The 1,938-nt window shown below is 43.5% G+C and carries 4 protein-coding genes and 1 pseudogene; 4 read left to right on the top strand and 1 reads right to left on the bottom strand.

The window, feature by feature from the left end; genetic code table 11:
* On the bottom strand, positions 1 to 155 hold a 155-nt coding region (tnpA, locus tag C6H66_RS27525; RefSeq protein ID WP_146111138.1), incomplete at its 3' end, for an IS66 family insertion sequence element accessory protein TnpA.
* Positions 156 to 258: 103 nt separating this feature from the next.
* Here tnpA and C6H66_RS26270 point away from each other — a divergent pair.
* The 4 genes and pseudogenes from C6H66_RS26270 to C6H66_RS24620 form a co-directional block, all read left to right on the top strand.
* The gene (locus C6H66_RS26270; RefSeq protein ID WP_181150305.1) at positions 259 to 435 is read left to right on the top strand and encodes a hypothetical protein; all 177 of its coding nucleotides are present in this window, start codon (positions 259 to 261) and stop codon (positions 433 to 435) included.
* Between the two features lie 101 nt (positions 436 to 536).
* Positions 537 to 926 carry a hypothetical protein gene (locus C6H66_RS24630; RefSeq protein ID WP_105397024.1) on the top strand — a complete coding sequence of 130 codons (390 nt, stop codon included), beginning with the start codon at positions 537 to 539 and terminating at the stop codon, positions 924 to 926.
* Entirely contained in the window at positions 923 to 1,414 is a 492-nt protein-coding gene (locus C6H66_RS24625) for a hypothetical protein (RefSeq protein ID WP_105397023.1), read from the top strand. Before C6H66_RS24630 ends, C6H66_RS24625 begins: the two co-directional genes overlap by 4 nt.
* Before the next feature lie 128 nt (positions 1,415 to 1,542).
* A pseudogene (locus C6H66_RS24620) lies at positions 1,543 to 1,938 on the top strand (hemagglutinin repeat-containing protein); the annotation flags it as partial.

Raw genomic sequence — 1,938 nt, 5'->3', positions numbered from 1 at the left:
GGTTGGCGCATTTTGTGACTGTCGGCAATCCAGTCGCGGAAAGAGGAAAAACTCAGCTGATGCTGTTCGCAATACTGTTTTCGGGTCAGGTTACTGTGGCGCCATTGGGCCACATGGTGTTGTTTTTGTTCCGGGGTATATCGGCTACGGCTCATGGTGTCAGTCTCCAGGTGAAGATAAGGAAGCAGTAGCGTGCAGGGGCCGGAGAGGAAGAACAAGGTGAGATGACCGGAGTATTACTCTGTACAGCAGGAAACGGTGAAAGAACACACGATCATTGATACCAATCTCAGCCCAACCGGTGAAGTGCTGGAGACTGTGCTTGATGCCGGAGCTATCTTGGCAGGCAGCCAGACGGCGTTGTCGGTTAAAGGAAAAGGAGCGGAAACATCAAAAAGCAATTCCAATGCGAGTACAGAGACAAAAGGGGGCTAGTCCATCAGCAAGTCAGTGCTGGGAATTGGGAGTCAAAAGCATCTAATACTCAAATTGTAAAACGTGAGAATGAGACTTTTGAAATTAAGTCATTACCAGACATGCGAGGTAAAGCAGCGGGTGATCTTGATGCACTCAAAAGAGAATACAATACATTGAAAGATTTAAGAATTAAAAGCCAGAAAGAATTTGCTAAAAATCCAGAAAATAAGGCGAACTTATCTATTTTGGAGAAGAAAATTCACAATGTTGAGCGTTCTCAAGAAATGAATAGGGTACTAAATAATGCAGGTCTTCCTGATACTAAAGCTAATAACCATATGATAATAGATAAACTGCTGGATTCAGCAAAAAGCGTTACACCTGAAAACAGAAAAACGTCTGTCGTTGTTTCAGGAAATAATGGTGAGATTAGAGTTTATGCAACTTGGACAATTTTGCCTGATGGTTCGAAGAGATTATCGACTGTTCAAACAGGAACTTTCAAATGACAGCAAGAATAAAACTTATTGAATTGATTGCAGGATTAAATAGTTATCTTGAGCATGGCTATGTGAATGCAAATTCATACGAAGATCCTTCTGACGATGCGATAGATTATTTAGGCGAGTTGTTATTGAAAGACTCTGAATGCTGTTTGGATTTTTGTATAAAAATCCTAAACGTAAATCTTTTGCATAGTGAGTCAGTCAAATCTATTGCTTTGGATTTTTTGATGTTATCGGAGTCCAATTGGCAAGATGCTTTTGATTATTTGCTCAATAAAACAGAATCATTGTCTATTCCCGAATTAGAAAAGGCATTGTTCTATTTCTATTGTGCAAAAAATGAACCTAAACCATATCCTGTACCTGAGGGGCTTTTTGATAAATTGGTAGGGAGATATCGGGTATTAAAAACTGAACCTGATGCAAATTTTTATCATCTACATGAAACATACAATGATTTTGTTAAAGCATATTCATTGAAATTTGATTAATGGAAAATCCCAGCCAAGCGCTGGGATCTCCTTTTTAGCCGTCAGTTGCTCTCAACGAGCCGGATAATCAGCGGTCCGGCCTCGCTGGTGTTGGTGATCGGTTTCACCATCGGTAAGGCCAAACAAAAAAAGCGGATTTTAAAACCGAACACCATAGCGTGAGTATCAGCACCGGTGGTTCAGCCGGCGGCATGTTCCTCAGTAATCTGGCGGCCAATACCCTGGGCGGCGCTAACCGGGAAGGCCACGCCAAAAGCACCACCCATGCCGCCGTCAGTGACGGCACCCTGATTATCCGGGACAAAGACAGCCAGCAACAGGATGTCACCACCCTCAGCCGGGATACCGACCATGCCAACAATGCTCTCAGTCCTATCTTTGACAAAGAGAAAGAGCAGCAACGGCTGAAACAGGCCCAACTGATTGGCGAAATCAGTGCGCAGGTGATTGACATCGCCAGTACTGAAGGAGCAATTATCGCCACCAAAGCGGCCCACGCCAAACTGGAAAACATCAGTGACCCG

Origin of the sequence: Photorhabdus hindustanensis, from assembly GCF_002968995.1 — a bacterium.
In the GTDB taxonomy this organism is placed as follows: domain Bacteria; phylum Pseudomonadota; class Gammaproteobacteria; order Enterobacterales; family Enterobacteriaceae; genus Photorhabdus; species Photorhabdus akhurstii.
This window is presented reverse-complemented; position numbering and strand designations above follow the sequence as displayed.